Genomic DNA, 14,870 nt, shown 5'->3' with positions numbered 1-14,870 from the left:
CAATTAATATCTGAAAATTTATAAAATATAAAAGCTACAACTACTAATTCTATAAAAGATATCCCTAGTTTCTTTTTTTAATCAAATTCTCATATAATTCCATATAACTATCTATCATTTTTTCGGCAGTAAAATGCTCAAGAAATCGTATACGTGCCTGCTCACCCATGTTCATGGCGACATCCACATGAGACCATAGATACTGCAAAGCGTTGCTTAAATGCTGTGAGTTGGCAGGGGCAACCGCAAGCCCTGTCACTCCGTGCTGATTAATATAAGTAGTTCCAGTCCCAATATCACATGAGACCATCGGTTTACCATACATTGCAGCTTCAAGCAGTGTCATCCCATATGCTTCAGAACGCAGATGAGACGGGAAAACAACACTATAACAGAGCTCAAATAAAGTCCTTTTATCTTCATCCGTCACTGCACCCAAAAAATGGATATTTTTTAACCCAAGCTTTACTGCCTGAGACTTCAACTCTAATTCATAAGGCCCTTCTCCGACAATCACGAGGGGATAATCTATCCCCGCCAGTGCATCTAATAGATAAGACAGACCCTTATAGTAACGAAGAAAACCGACAAATAGAAAGAAGCGTTCAGGGAATCGGGCACGCCATTTATTAATCTGAACCGACGATGCTCGAGGGTAAGAACTAGGGTCGATACCAAACGGTATAACCTCTGGGGGCTTTTTCAGTGATTGCAGAACCGGGCTAGTACGCACATAATTAGGCGAGGAAGCTACAACGGAATCGACATGATCTAGAAAATATCGCATCAGAGGCTTATAGAAATATAATAGATATTTTTGTTTTACAATATCTGAGTGATAACTTACCACTGTTGGTTTATTAGGCTGAGTCAATAAGTGTAATAAATCCATGTACGGCCATGGGAAATGATAATGTACAATATCAGCTTTTTCAGCAAGTCGTCTGAAGTCACGAATTGCCGACAAAGAAAAACCTGTCGAAGCAATATACAGGTCTTGTTTTGAAGTATGAACATGATGATGTCCGATAACACCATCTTTTGAGGAACCATCCGGGCTGAGAGAAAGCACATCCACAGAGGCCCCTCGCTGAATTGAGCCTTCAGCAATCTGATAAATGACCTGCTGAACACCTCCGTAAGCTACCGGATAATATGTTTTAGTAAAGTGTAGAATTCTCATTAGTTATTAATAACTTTTTGATAAACTTTAATTGTTTGCTCAGCACACTTCTGCCAAGAAAATTCCCTGGCACGTTGCACACCCTTACTAATAATATTCTCTCTCCAGGAATCATCATCGATAGCCTTGGTAAGCAAATACGTCATTTGTTCAATATCATCTGGTTTACACATGAGCCCTGCATCTCCGATTACCTCAGGCAAGCATGATGAGTCAGAACAAACAACTGGAATCCCCGATGCCATAGCCTCAAGCACAGGTAAGCCAAACCCTTCATATAGCGAAGGGAAACAAAATGCCCTTGCGCCAGAAAACAGAATAGGTAAAACCTGAATCGGCAAATAGCCAAGATAACGAACCCATCCCTCTCTTTGCGCCGCTTCAATTCGATGCATGATAGGTTCATTCTGCCACCCTTTGTACCCAGTTAGAATCAAAGGAATTCTTAGTCTATAGTCTAGAGGAAGCCTGGAATAGGCATCCAATAATGCAATTAGATTCTTACGGGGTTCAATTGTACCGACATATAAAGAGTACTGACGATATGTCAATCGATATTGCGATAATACATTTTTGCACTCATCTGAAGTACGCGGATGAAAATCAGTGGAGCATGCTAAAGGTACAGTATAAATGCGTTCAACCGGCCAGCCAAAATAATCTGAAATTTCTTGACGCACATATTCAGAGTCAGTAATCAATGCGTCAGCAGACGAAATCGTTTTGAGTAATTCTTTTTGTGTAAAACGAATACGTTGTGGTGTATTGCAATGTGGCCACGTAAATGGTGACAAATCATGAAAAGTCGCAATTTTTCTTCCGGGAAATGGTGGAAGAAAAAAATTAGGACCATGATATAAATAGTCATCACTCCCTTTAAGCGCTCTTTTTTTCAACAAGGGCATTAGAAGCCGATAAGCTTCTGTTGCAATATAGTTTCCTTGCACTAATTGCTTAAGTCCATGTTTAAAGCCCGCACTTTCTTGAATGGCTGGAAGAGTCGGAATGAAATTCTTGCCAGAAAAAAGTTTCAGTTCAAGAATCTGTGGCATTTGCATTAAAGCAGATGCTAACTCCCATGTATAACGGCCGATTCCCGTTAAAGGAAATCTAATTACATCTACGGATAGTATTACCTTCACATCAATGATCCCAACATCCAGCGGAGAGTTTCTTCAAGTTTTGGAGGTTGCCACTCACCAATTAATGAACGTAACAGGCTGGCATCACCACACAGTGTTCTGACTTCATTGCTCCGGACAAACTCTGGATTAGTTTGTATTTTTGTCTTATGCCCAGAAATAGATTCACAAAGAGTAACAACTTCACGTAGACTATAACTCTCGCCAGAGCATACATTCACAACTCGCTTGAAGGCTTTTACTTCAATAAGCCTCCTGTATGCTTGAACTAAGGATCGAACATCACTGAAATCACGCCATACATCCAAATTACCCAATTCGATGACATCAGCTTTATGTTGGAAATGAGCTACAATTTTTGGCAGGAGAAAGCTTTCTGCCTGGCCGATCCCTGTGTAATTAAAAGGACGGGTAATAATAATTGGTAACCGATCCATCCACAGCCGAGCCATAAACTCCATAGATAGCTTACTAACCGCATAATCGTTTGCAGGGTCTGGCAAACTACTTTCAGATAAAGCACCTTCGGATCTATTACCATAAATATTAGCACTGCTGGCAATCAGTATAGCTTCTGGCGATTGGCGCAACTGCGCTAGACATTCGAGCAAATTGCGAGTACCTATAACGTTTACCTGATAAAAATCATTTGGATTGCCATGACCAACGAATGCTAATGCAGCTAAATGAATAACAACATGAGGTTGAATCTGCTCAATCGCATATTTAAGTGCAGCCTGATCAGTCAAATCAGCCTGATAAACATCTAATATAGGCGACAGCTGGCTTCCTAATCCCATGACCCGGTACCCAGATGCAGACATTTCGGCCGCCATATAGCGGCCAGTGAAGCCCTGAATTCCAGTTATCAAGACACGTTTTTCTGTCATCAGAAAGAGAATCCTGCTTCATTACGACGGATATCTTCTGTTACCATCATCTGGCACAGTTCTTCCAATGTAGTTTTAGGTTCCCATCCCAGTTTGGCCTTGGCATATACAGGATTCCCAATCAGCAATTCGACCTCTGCTGGACGATAAAACTTCGGATTCACCCGAACAAGAACCTTACCAGTATCAGTATCGATACCTATTTCATTTTCTGCAGAGCCTTCAAATTTCAAGGTAAATCCAGCCGCTTTGAATGCCATAGATACAAAATCACGCACAGTTTCAGTGCGATTAGTCGCTAACACAAAAGTATCAGGCTTATCCGCTTGTAACATGCGCCACATACCTTCAACATACTCTTTGGCAAATCCCCAGTCACGTTTTGCATCCAGATTACCTAGTTCCAGAACATCCAATTTGTTCAGCTTGATTTTGGCCACTGAATCAGTGATTTTACGCGTTACAAACTCACGGCCACGTAGCGGAGACTCATGATTAAACAGAATACCACTACAAGCAAAAAGACCATAACTCTCACGATAGTTGATAGTCATCCAGTGAGCATACAATTTTGCCACACCATAGGGACTGCGCGGGTAAAACGGGGTGCTTTCAATCTGTGGTATAGCCTGAACCTTGCCAAACATCTCTGAAGTGGATGCTTGGTAAAATCGGATATTCGGATTTACAATGCGAATAGCTTCCAACAGATTTAAAGGGCCGACCCCAGTAATCTCTGCTGTTGCTACCGGTTGTTCAAAAGAAACACCGACGAAACTTTGCGCAGCAAGGTTATACACTTCTGTAGTCTGAGTCGTTTGAAGAAGTCGAATACTGGCGGAAAGATCTGTCAAATCATATTCAACCAAATGCAGATTTGGATGCTTATCAATACCCAGCTCTTCAATTCGCCAGAAGTTAACGGAGCTAGTACGACGATAAGTACCGTATACAGCATAACCTTTATTTAACAATAATTCAGCGAGGTAAGCACCGTCTTGACCAGTAATTCCAGTAACGACTGCGGATTTCATAGATAATGCTCCAAGTTAAAATATAAACATCATAATAATAAAAAATGCAACCACCTGTTCAAGTAATACTTTTATATGAAATCAGTATTACAGATATCGCATATTCAACATTTTCTTCACGATAAGCTATAATCTCAAGTTATCCTCTAAAAGCTCCTAAAGAATACTTGAGACTTTCGGATAAAGATCAAATTATTTAATCCTTTCCATAAAAATATAAAAACCCAGTAAAACACTTAAATAGCCAGTTAAGGATGAAATAAAATATAAACCACCCTAAAAATCTGAATTTGCCATATAAGAGATGTCTAAAATGTGGCGACATGTCAATTTAGCTCAGCATTAATACCTAATGAAACCAAAAGTTGCTGCGCACTTTGCTTCCATGTCAGCCAGGGCATAGCAATTGATTTGGGGTGTTCGTTCATTTCAAAGAGTGCTAACCATTCAGTGAATTCTTTAGCGATATCTGACACTGATTTACCGGAAAAATAATAAGCATGGTCATCAGCAATCTCACGAAAAACAGGAATATCTCTGGCAATAATAGGAATTCCATGTTGAGCAGCCTCGATTAATGGCAAGCCAAAGCCTTCATCTTCGCTGGCTATAATTAATCCAGAGGAAATTGAATACAAAGACTCCAGGCATTCATCAGAAATACCATTACACCAATAAAATTGCTTATTTAATTTTGGATGCGTTGAAATCTGAGAAATAAGGTTATCAACGCCCCATCCTTTCTTTCCAACAAAAACAAGATTAATATTTAATTTTTGTGACCATAATATATTGAACACATCCAGGATTTGCTTTTGTTGCTTTCTCGGCTCTATAGTACCAACCATTAAAAAAGTAGGATTCCGTTTTAGATGAGATATCATCTCTTTCTCAGCATGGGATATACCTTTGGTTGGCAAAGAAGACTCCATATTGGCACCAAGGTGAAACGAGCCTACGATAAAATTTTCTCTAATTTTTATATCATTTTTTTCAATATAGTGATTAACCTGATTCGCAACAGCCTTTGAAATACACAAAACCCCCTGTGATTTTAAGATAGACTCGAACCAGGTTTTGAACTCTTGGCATAACTCTGGCCAAAAATATTGGGGGAAATTTAATGGCAAAAGATCATATACTACATGATAAACATTGACACCTTTACTAATTAAGTAATCGGTTCTCAGCTCATGTGAGATCGCAAGCGATGGATGTAAGTCTAAGAATAATAGAGTATCTCCGAAGATAAAATCAATATCAATGAGCATGGACGAGTCAAACTGCTCTCCCATAATTTCATCTAAAAGCTCTTTGGCTATTTTAAAAGAATTATCTTCTGGTTTTTTATATATAGGATAAACATCTAATTGTTCTAGCTTACTGCGAACCAACTCAAAAGAAATAGCCCTTACTACACGCTGAATCCCTGTTCGGTCACCATTTACCATAACAGCACTAACATCTAGATAGAGTCGACTTTTTCTATTTTCGATAGCTGGATAGGTCTCGGCAACTGATTGTGAAATACAGGCCAAGGTTGAGTAACTTAATGCATCAATGTCTTTTAAGGAGCTTATCTTACTAATAATCTCATCGACTTTGCCCTCAGAACAGGACTCGGTACAAAGAGAATAGCAATCACGCTGGCTTACTAAATTCTGCATAATCGCTAATAGCGCACAAGCACTTGCATCCCAAGAAAAATTACCTGATTGCTCAACAGCGTATCTTTTTAATCTGGAATAGAAATCATTATCAATAATAGCAGATTTAATTTTTTCAGCTATATCATCGATATCGTAAGGATCGAAGTAGGCTCCATTGAGATTATTAATCTCTATAATACTGGATGTACCTGAGCTTAGAACAGCGGCCCCACAAGACATAGCTTCAAGTACCGGTAATCCAAAGCCTTCTCTATAAGAAGGAAAAACAAAAAGATAACATAAATTATAAAGGGATATCAGAACATCATCACTAATAAAACCAGTAAATACTACATTTTCATTAATACCCAGTTTTGCTAATGTTGCACGGTGTATTAGCTGATCATTCCCTAATTCTTTACCTACCATTACTAGCTGATAGTTTTCTCTTATTTCATCAGGAAGTAAAGAAAAAGCCTTATATAGCCCACCTAGATTTTTATGTGCATCACTGCCACCAGAATAAAGAATAAATGGTTTTATTATTCCTATTCCAGCCAAGATACTAGCTTTTTCATCTTCAGATAAAGCTACAGGTTTAAACTTAACTTTATCTACTGCATTATGAATGGAATAAATTTTTTCAGACCCAACATTACAATATTTTAATATCTCATTTTTCGAATGATTTGAAACTGTAATAATGGCATCAGAATTAATAGCTGCATCAATTTTCTCCTGATACCAAGCTTTTGTTACCACATCATTAAGATAGGTATCCGGCTGGGATAAAGGAATAACATCATGTAAAGTTGTTACATATACCACATTATTAGCATAGTATTTTCGTACAGATGTAGGAGCTGGGTCAAAAAAGCCTTCCTGTAAATTGGTAGAAAAAATAACATCTGGGGAAAATGAATTCAAAAAAGCTTCACGCAATATCTCCGCTGCACTCATTTTTACATAACTATCACGTTGCTGCCCAGCGAAATATAAATACTGTTGCCAAACAACAATATTTGATTGTGGTAATATATCGTTGAAGTAATCTCTTATTTTTCTGATAGATTCAGGAAAGGCTCCGTTGAGAGCAAGAAAAACCTCATGTCCTTTCGAATTATTAATAACCGCTTTTATAAGATCAAGAGTATAACGCCCAACCCCGCGATGAGCAGAGAAAGGAGTCTGAGCTCCTTGCATATCTATAATGATTCTCATCGGGAGTTTTCCTTGTTTTTTATATTCTCTTTCATCTTATAATAAATTTTTAACGCAAATGGACTTAATAATGAAAAATCTACATTATCAAAATTATTTATTGGGAAATAATAATCTCTATTATCTTGATGAATAGAATTAACTGCAATACTTCTAATTCGGCTTTTAATACCTGGAAATTTATTCAAAAAATTAATAGCTATTCGCTTCAAAAAAGGTCGTTTTGATATAAATGAAATACTGTATTTCAATACCTTTTTTATCAATTTCCGAATTAAAGTAATGAGAAGTAATTTTTTAATATGACGACCTACCGTACGCATAGGAGCAGTTATTTTCCATGATCGGCTATGTGTAATTGCGTATAAGTGCTGTTCACACTGTTCTAATCTGAGAAGAATCTTTTTATTCTCATCCTGCAATTCACTTAACTGCTCATAATAAATATCAATTTTTTGTTTATAAATGATATTCATTTCTATACTTTCTCTTAACTGCAGAGACTGTTCTTCAAAACTATGAATGGTAGAAAGTTCTTTTCTATTCATTTTCTCAGGATGCATACTTTCAGCTTGTCGATTAAATGTAATGAGTAGATTTTATAAAAAATATTTCTCAATGTTAATATTTAAGATAACGATATAATTCTGAATAAAACACAAACAACACTAACATTGAATATCGTTCACAGAAACACAACCTATTCTTTATAAGAAAACAAATATAGAAAAATCAAAAAATAGAACTATGTATCTTACATATACAAAAACACATTAACTGGCATCATCATGCACTAACCAAATGATGCCAGAATCACACTATAACAACCTTGATACTCTACTAACTTTTGATTATTTTCTCGACTTCCGCTACTTTCTGCCAGACTAAATCAGTCAAAGCCCGTGTTTCAACATTTAAGCGAAGAAGTGGTTCAGTATTTGATGTTCGAACATTCAGACGCCACTCTGACATATCCATACTCAATCCATCAGTACGATCAATATTAATGGCGTCTAATTTAAAAGTACTTTCAATGCTGGCAATAATCTCTTTAGCATTATTAACTTTATAATTAATTTCACCACTGCACGGATAAGCTTTAACGCGAGCACCAATCATTTCAGATAACGTTATTCCACTGGATGACAGTAATTCTGCTACCAATAACCAAGGGATCATACCACTGTCGCAATAAGCAAAGTCACGGAAATAATGGTGAGCACTCATTTCCCCACCATAGATAGCGTTTTCCGCTCTCATACGCTCTTTGATAAAAGCATGGCCCGTCTTGCTCTGGACAGGAACGCCACCAGCCTTGCTGACCACATCAACTGTATTCCACGTCAGACGGGGATCATGGATAATCTTGGCACCAGGATTTTTAGCAAGAAAAGCTTCGGCTAGAAGGCCAACGATGTAGTATCCTTCAATAAACTCCCCGTTTTCATCGAACAAGAAACAGCGATCAAAATCACCGTCCCATGCAATCCCCATATCTGCCTGATGTAATTTCACAGCATCTGACGTCGCAGAGCGATTTTCAGGTAATAACGGGTTAGGAATACCATTAGGGAAATGACCATCAGGTTCGTGGTGTATCTTTATAAATTCTACTGGGACTTGATACTGTTGAAATCTTTTTTCGATTTCATCAATAACATGCCCAGCAGCACCATTACCTGCATTGACTACTAATTTTAGTGGCATCAATTTTCTCACATCAATATAAGATATGAGATGATCAACATATTCATTCAGCAAAGAACGCTTAGTATAATTACCTTTACAAGTGATAGCATTAAACTGTTCTCGTTCAGCAAGGTCACGGATATCGTTTAACCCCGAATCACCACTGATTGGCTTGGCTCCACGCCCTACCAGTTTCATACCATTATAATCCATTGGGTTATGGCTGGCTGTAACCTCAATAGCTCCATCCACATCCAAATGAAAAGCAGCAAAATAGATTTCTTCGGTTCCAGTTACTCCAAGATCGATAACATCGACCCCGGCATCTCTCAAACCATCAGCCAAAGCAGATTTTAATTCCTCGCTACTTAAGCGAATATCGCCCCCGACAACAACGGTTTTAGCATTTAAATATTGTCCAAATGCACGCCCAATACGATATGCAATATTCGTATTTAACTCATCACCTAATCGACCTCGTATATCGTAAGCCTTAAAGCACACCAAACTCATTGAATTAGACTCCCATTCTCATCAAATCGAATAACATCATCATCACCAAGATATTCACCACTCTGTACCTCTATCATTACGAGGTCTATGACACCAGGATTCTCAACACGGTGTTGCTCGCCAGCAGGAATATAAGTAGACTGATTAGTGGAAAGGAATATATTTTTATTACCGTTAACGATTTTTGCAGCTCCTGACATTACTATCCAGTGCTCACTTCTATGATGATGTAACTGCATACTCAATTTGGCACCAGGCTTGACAACAATTCGGTTAATTTTGAAGTTATTTCCTTCCTCCAGGATTGTTGATGTCCCCCAAGGGCGATGAACGGTACGATGAATTTTATAAGCCTGGTGTCCTTTAGCTTTAAGTTGATTATATATAGACTTAACATTCTGACCGTCATCTTTACTCGCAACCAACAAGGCGTCAGGAGTATCAACAATAACCAAATTATCTACGCCTACAGTACCTATCACTCTTTCATCGGCTTTGATATAACAATTACTTGTATTGTAAGCGAGAACTTCGGCGCAACCTTCCACAGTATTGCCATTACTGTCAATACTGCCCAGCTCACCTAAAGCAGTCCAGGAACCAATATCACACCAGCCAATATCGCAAGGAACTACAGAAACCTGCTTAGATTTCTCCATGACTGCATAATCAATAGAAATATCTTCAACCTGAGAAAACGTCCCCATATCTAATTCAAGCTGTGTTGCACCATTCATCTCCAAAAAATGAGAAACACTAATGCTATGTTCAACATCAACCAGAACCTCTGGACAAAGAGCCCTCATCTCTTCCAAAATCGTTCCACAAGAAAAACAGAACATACCTGAATTCCACAGATAATCGCCTGACTCTATATATTCATGAGCTTTGCTAGCAGACGGTTTCTCTACAAACCTTTCAACCTGATTTCCATGATACTTGATGTATCCATAGCCAGTTTCGGGTTTCTCAGGCCGAATGCCAAAAGTAACTAATTTTGACTGTAAAGCCAGTGAAGCAGCATGAGACACTGCACTAATAAAGGCATCACTATTATTAATTAGATGATCCGCAGCCAGGATCATCAGAATCGCATCATTGCCATATTTCTTATGCGTAAGCAATGCAGCAGATGCAATAGCTGCAGCTGTATTGCGCCCTACTGGCTCAAGAATATACGAAATCGGAATTTCGCCTTTATAAACTTCGGAAAAAGCATCTACTGCCTTAAAAAGCAATTCTTTATTCGTAACAGTGATGATCTCTTTTACGCCATCAAAAGCCAATGCCCTCAGCAAAGCTTTTTGAATCAAACTTTCGCCATCTGACAAACGAATAAAGGGTTTAGGGTGCTGTTCTCTCGATACAGGCCAAAGACGTGATCCACTACCGCCGCACATGATCACGGGAATAATTACTGTTGACAAACTAACCTCCTGGACCATGTTTTGCAGACATGGTGGATTTAACACTCTGATGCTTATTTTTCGCCCACAAAATCCAACACTAGTATACATTTCAGACTGATTAGTCCTAGAAAGTACATACGCCTATACGTTGTGATCAGATCATTTTAAGGAAAATGAGAGATAACTAATTAAGAATTATATAATTTCTTTTCATGTGAATAGTGGATAAACAGAGCTTGCAAGCCGACTTTAGTTCAATACGCGTTCTCTACAGCATGCCTGTAGTTACAGCATTGAATAGACACAACAGGCAAAAAAGCCTGCCTCCTTCTTCTGATAACCAGGCCAATGCAAAGTTACTAAAGACCTCATCTCAGATTGGATTGGAGGTTTTCCAGACAATAATCTAACTTCTGTATAGGTAGTTGCCACAGTTTCTATAAAGCTAACTATCTTTTAGACAATGCTACCGCCCTTGGGTATCCCCCCAAAGCACATAACCGACTGCTCACCATGACCCTCCCAAAGAAGCAGGGTAAATAGCGCACTATCTGCACATTTTACATGTCAGAGCAAACTTGGTGTAATGATATTACAGATTCGTTGAACTTAAACAGAAATTTGACGGAAATGAGCATTATCCTACCTAAAGATCCGGCCCGCTATTTAGACTGTGCTCATGCTTGTAAGCACGCCGAATGCATCTTAATCAAAAAAATAACTTATTGATAAATAATATTTTTATTGAATTACGTAGACATATTGATGGCTTTATTCATCACCAGGGTGTGTCCCGTAACTATTTTTTGTACAGATCAGCATTGTTATAACTGTGCCCAAAAACGCTTTTAAGCGATAAATAACGACTAAAAACGTTCAATTTTCAACCAAAAAATAACCTTTCGGAAATGATTCTTGCGGCACTTTTTAGCGCGCTGGGAGGTTAAGGGACAGACCCTAATACCGATATCACCGCCGAGGTAGAATTAAGTTCATCATACCGCTGCTGCGCCAGCATGACTTCATCGATGTTCCGCTCCGCCCAGTGGGTCAGTTCATGCACGGTCTTGACCAGTGTCTTACCCAGTGTAGTAATTGAGTACTCCACCGTCACTGGCACGGTAGCAAACACCTGCCGGTGAATCATGCCATCACGTTCCAGATGTTTGAGCGTTTGTGACAACACTTTCTGCGATACACCTTCAATATCACGTCTTAGTTGGTTGAACCTGACCGGCTCACACGCCAGCCGATCCAGAATCAGCAGCGACCATTTATTGGACAGGCGATCCAGCACCACGCGTGCCGGGCAGGTTTTACTGTAAACACTGAATTCAGGCATCCTATGACCTCTGTTGTCTCAGTTAAGATCTTACTCGGTATATTTTGGTATACCTGCTTACCATAGCGCATGTTATTTCTTTTGGGGAGTTAGTTTCTTTTTAAAACCAAGGAGGCAGGCACGGTGTTCATGGTAAAAACATGGGGAACGAGACAATAGCAGTACATCACTTACCTAAGCAGCAAGACGTGATAGCAAAAGGGCAGGGCTTAAAGGGACGGAAGAAAGGACTTGGAGCGGGCGAAGGGAATCGAACCCTCGTATAGAGCTTGGGAAGCTCTCGTTCTACCATTGAACTACGCCCGCATCGAAGTGACTGGCATTATAGCGTCATCTGTCTGGCGGGCAAGACAAAACACCGGTTGACTGCGCGTGTTTTAATCAAACGATTCAGTTGAGCGGCGTGAGTAGCGTTTGATATCCGTTAGTGATCACCTGTACGGCAAACATGGCAAAGAGTACCGCGGATACCGCGCTGCAGTAAAACGACAGTCGTCCTTTCAACGCGCTGCGCCCGTACTGGATCAACAGTGCCATGAATAGCGTCCAGAGCACACCGCCGATAAAAAATCCTCCCAGAAACAGCGCGACCTGCCTGGTAGAACCGTCGGTGGCCTGGGCAATCAACGTCCCGCCGACCGCCGCAAACCACAGCAGCGCACTGGGTGACGCCAGCGCCATTCCCATTCCACTAATAAAATGGCGGCGCGCAGGCGCGGATCCCGATGATGAAGGTCCACTTGTGGTATCAATGGCTAAAGCGCGATGCTGTCGATAATCGCGCCAGGCGCTACGCGCCATGCTGAACGACAGCCACAACAATACGCCGCCACCGCCAATCCATAGCAACCAGCGCACTGGCGTATAGTTGAAAATCACCGCCATTCCCAGTACGGACAACGTGGCGTAAATCAAGTCGCCAAAGCAGGATCCCAGCCCAATAAAAAACGCCGCGCCTGCACCATCCCGAACACCACGATTAATAATGGCAGTGTTGACGATCCCTAAATCCAGACACAGCGACAACGACAACAACAAGCCACTCAACATCACCAGTAACATAGCGTATCTCTTAAAACTATCGTGGATGAACAACTGCAGTTCCGCTGCATTCAAGAAAAACGACAGTAACATCAGTCTCTCGCCAACGGCAAGACGAGTCTATCTGATGTGATTTCGCTCTGATGGAAGTACAAGGAAAAGGAGTTAAGGACAGGAAGAGCGAACAACTCACCTGCCTGCTGGCAGGTGAGCCGAAATACTGTGGTGAGGCTTACTTCTGCGGACGCATCGCCGGGAACAGGATCACGTCGCGAATGGTGTGACTGTTGGTAAACAGCATCACCATACGGTCGATACCAATACCCAGACCCGCCGTCGGCGGCAAACCATGCTCCAGCGCGGTAACATAGTCTTCGTCGTAGAACATGGCTTCGTCGTCACCCGCGTCTTTCGCAGCAACCTGATCCTGGAAACGTTGCGCCTGATCTTCAGCGTCGTTCAGCTCGGAGAAACCGTTGCCGATTTCACGCCCGCCGATGAAGAATTCAAAGCGATCGGTGATTTCCGGGTTCTGATCGTTACGGCGTGCCAGCGGAGAGACTTCCGCCGGGTATTCGGTGATGAAGGTCGGCTGAATCAGATGCGCTTCCGCCACTTCTTCGAAGATCTCGGTGACGAGACGGCCCAGGCCCCAGCTCTTCTCTACCTTGACGCCGATAGATTCGGCGATGGCTTTCGCCGCGTCGAAGTTATCCAGATCCGCCAGATTGGTTTCCGGGCGATATTTCTTGATCGCCTCACGCATGGTCAGCTTCTCGAACGGCTTACCAAAATCAAACACCTGGTCGCCGTACGGCACTTCGGTGGTGCCCAACACGTCCTGCGCCAGGGTACGGAACAGCGACTCGGTCAGTTCGATCAGGTCTTTATAGTCCGCATACGCCATATAGAGTTCCATCATGGTGAACTCAGGGTTGTGACGCGGCGACACGCCTTCATTACGGAAGTTGCGGTTGATCTCGAACACACGTTCAAAACCACCCACCACCAGACGCTTCAGATACAGTTCCGGCGCAATACGCAGATACATGTCGATATCCAGCGCGTTGTGATGGGTGATGAACGGACGCGCGGACGCGCCGCCGGGGATCACCTGCATCATCGGGGTTTCCACTTCCATGAAGTCGCGGCCGACCATGAACTGGCGGATACCAGCCAGAATCTGCGAACGCACGCGGAAGGTGTGGCGTGATTCATCGTTAGCAATCAAGTCCAGATAACGCTGACGGTAACGGGTTTCCTGATCCGCCAGGCCGTGGAACTTGTCCGGCAACGGGCGCAGCGCCTTGGTCAGCAGGCGCAGTTCGGTACAGTGGATCGACAACTCGCCGGTCTTGGTTTTGAACAGCTTGCCGCGCGCGCCGACGATATCACCGAGGTCCCACTTCTTGAACTGCTCGTTGTAAACGCCTTCCGGCAGGTCATCACGCGCCACATACAGCTGAATACGGCCGCCCACGTCCTGCAAGGTCACGAACGAGGCTTTGCCCATGATACGGCGGGTCATCATGCGGCCTGCTACCGTCACTTCCAGACCCAGCGCTTCCAGCTCTTCGTTATCTTTTTCGTCGTAGCTGGCGTGCAGCCGATCAGCCGTGCTGTCACGACGGAAGTCATTCGGGAAAGCCACGCCGGTTTCACGCAGCGACGCCAGCTTCTCGCGGCGCGTTCTGAGTTCGTTATTAAGATCCAGCGCCTGCTCGGCACCCTGGTTTTGTGGTTCAGACATGAGATTC

Annotated in this window: 11 protein-coding genes and 1 tRNA gene; all 12 read right to left on the bottom strand. The window is 41.7% G+C overall.

What is annotated here, in order from left to right; genetic code table 11:
• Window positions 1–64: 64 nt before the first annotated feature.
• The 12 genes from OB87_RS17785 to lysS all read right to left on the bottom strand — a co-directional run bounded on the left by OB87_RS17785 (window position 65) and on the right by lysS (window position 14,863).
• Window positions 65–1,183, bottom strand: coding sequence for a glycosyltransferase family 4 protein (locus tag OB87_RS17785; RefSeq protein WP_033570731.1), 1,119 nt, complete (start codon window positions 1,181–1,183; stop codon window positions 65–67).
• On the bottom strand, window positions 1,183–2,325 hold the full coding sequence (locus tag OB87_RS17780; RefSeq protein WP_033570730.1) for a glycosyltransferase family 4 protein: 1,143 nt from the start codon (window positions 2,323–2,325) through the stop codon (window positions 1,183–1,185). The genes OB87_RS17785 and OB87_RS17780 overlap by 1 nt, the downstream gene beginning before the upstream one ends.
• Entirely contained in the window at window positions 2,322–3,215 is an 894-nt protein-coding gene (locus OB87_RS17775; RefSeq protein WP_033570729.1) for a GDP-mannose 4,6-dehydratase, read from the bottom strand. Before OB87_RS17775 ends, OB87_RS17780 begins: the two co-directional genes overlap by 4 nt.
• Entirely contained in the window at window positions 3,215–4,249 is a 1,035-nt protein-coding gene (gmd, locus tag OB87_RS17770) for a GDP-mannose 4,6-dehydratase (protein ID WP_033570728.1), read from the bottom strand. Before gmd ends, OB87_RS17775 begins: the two co-directional genes overlap by 1 nt.
• 326 nt (window positions 4,250–4,575) lie before the next feature.
• Window positions 4,576–7,119 carry a glycosyltransferase family 4 protein gene (locus tag OB87_RS17765; protein ID WP_033570727.1) on the bottom strand — a complete coding sequence of 848 codons (2,544 nt, stop codon included), beginning with the start codon at window positions 7,117–7,119 and terminating at the stop codon, window positions 4,576–4,578.
• Window positions 7,116–7,682 carry a hypothetical protein gene (locus tag OB87_RS17760; RefSeq protein ID WP_033570726.1) on the bottom strand — a complete coding sequence of 189 codons (567 nt, stop codon included), beginning with the start codon at window positions 7,680–7,682 and terminating at the stop codon, window positions 7,116–7,118. Before OB87_RS17760 ends, OB87_RS17765 begins: the two co-directional genes overlap by 4 nt.
• Before the next feature lie 277 nt (window positions 7,683–7,959).
• Window positions 7,960–9,321 (bottom strand): phosphohexomutase domain-containing protein, encoded by a 1,362-nt coding sequence (locus OB87_RS17755; RefSeq protein WP_033570725.1) that lies wholly within the window; start codon window positions 9,319–9,321, stop codon window positions 7,960–7,962.
• Window positions 9,318–10,748 carry a mannose-1-phosphate guanylyltransferase/mannose-6-phosphate isomerase gene (locus OB87_RS17750; RefSeq protein ID WP_081977414.1) on the bottom strand — a complete coding sequence of 477 codons (1,431 nt, stop codon included), beginning with the start codon at window positions 10,746–10,748 and terminating at the stop codon, window positions 9,318–9,320. The genes OB87_RS17755 and OB87_RS17750 overlap by 4 nt, the downstream gene beginning before the upstream one ends.
• A 925-nt stretch (window positions 10,749–11,673) precedes the next feature.
• Entirely contained in the window at window positions 11,674–12,072 is a 399-nt protein-coding gene (locus tag OB87_RS17745; protein ID WP_033570723.1) for a winged helix-turn-helix transcriptional regulator, read from the bottom strand.
• Window positions 12,073–12,304: 232 nt separating this feature from the next.
• Window positions 12,305–12,378, bottom strand: a tRNA-Gly gene (locus tag OB87_RS17740).
• 84 nt (window positions 12,379–12,462) lie between these two features.
• Window positions 12,463–13,134 (bottom strand): LysE family translocator, encoded by a 672-nt coding sequence (locus OB87_RS17735; RefSeq protein WP_033570749.1) that lies wholly within the window; start codon window positions 13,132–13,134, stop codon window positions 12,463–12,465.
• A 211-nt stretch (window positions 13,135–13,345) separates the two neighbouring features.
• A complete protein-coding gene (gene lysS / locus OB87_RS17730) occupies window positions 13,346–14,863 on the bottom strand; it encodes a lysine--tRNA ligase (RefSeq protein ID WP_033570722.1) in 1,518 nt (505 codons plus the stop codon).
• Window positions 14,864–14,870 lie beyond the last annotated feature (7 nt).

The organism is Dickeya undicola (genome assembly GCF_000784735.1).
GTDB classification, from domain to species: domain Bacteria; phylum Pseudomonadota; class Gammaproteobacteria; order Enterobacterales; family Enterobacteriaceae; genus Dickeya; species Dickeya undicola.
Note: the sequence above shows the minus strand (reverse complement) of the source record. Positions and strands in the feature narration are given on the sequence as shown.

Coding starts and splice junctions, on each gene's coding strand:
- OB87_RS17785 (WP_033570731.1), bottom strand. CDS start 1,183: ATGAGAATTCTACACTTTACTAAAACATATTATCCGGTAGCTTACGGA.
- OB87_RS17775 (WP_033570729.1), bottom strand. CDS start 3,215: ATGACAGAAAAACGTGTCTTGATAACTGGAATTCAGGGCTTCACTGGC.
- gmd (WP_033570728.1), bottom strand. CDS start 4,249: ATGAAATCCGCAGTCGTTACTGGAATTACTGGTCAAGACGGTGCTTAC.
- OB87_RS17765 (WP_033570727.1), bottom strand. CDS start 7,119: ATGAGAATCATTATAGATATGCAAGGAGCTCAGACTCCTTTCTCTGCT.
- OB87_RS17760 (WP_033570726.1), bottom strand. CDS start 7,682: ATGCATCCTGAGAAAATGAATAGAAAAGAACTTTCTACCATTCATAGT.
- OB87_RS17755 (WP_033570725.1), bottom strand. CDS start 9,321: ATGAGTTTGGTGTGCTTTAAGGCTTACGATATACGAGGTCGATTAGGT.
- OB87_RS17745 (WP_033570723.1), bottom strand. CDS start 12,072: ATGCCTGAATTCAGTGTTTACAGTAAAACCTGCCCGGCACGCGTGGTG.
- OB87_RS17735 (WP_033570749.1), bottom strand. CDS start 13,134: ATGTTACTGGTGATGTTGAGTGGCTTGTTGTTGTCGTTGTCGCTGTGT.
- lysS (WP_033570722.1), bottom strand. CDS start 14,863: ATGTCTGAACCACAAAACCAGGGTGCCGAGCAGGCGCTGGATCTTAAT.